The 371-nt window shown below is 42.3% G+C and carries 1 protein-coding gene; it reads right to left on the reverse strand.

Annotated elements, in window-relative coordinates; translation table 11 throughout:
- A partial coding sequence (locus tag ACYPV9_RS14250) for a hypothetical protein (RefSeq protein WP_459744838.1) occupies positions 1 to 371 on the reverse strand: 371 nt, incomplete at both ends.

Below are 371 nucleotides of genomic sequence, written 5' to 3' on the forward strand. Positions count from 1 at the left end.
GCTGATGTTGCATTGCCTTCTGCATCACTTACCGTATAACCAATCACTGTTGGATCTGTAGTAAAGCCTGCTTCTGGATCGAAGGTTAAACTACCTGATCCGTCATAAGACCAAACTCCTTCTCCTGCAACTGTCAATTGATAATCTCCTGCTGCAATGCTTCCTGAAATAGTCCCTCCTGCTGGTAATGGGTTTGCTGTACTTCCAAACACAAATGTGTTCGCTACAACTGCATCACCTGCTGTATCATTACTTAAAACATTTAATGTAACATCTGACGCTACGGTATTACCGAAACTCTCGTCATTTACTGCAACCGGTACATAATCTATCGTTACGGTAGCATTGTTAGAAACATTGCCATCGTTGTC

The organism is Polaribacter sp. OB-PA-B3 (assembly GCF_054589375.1).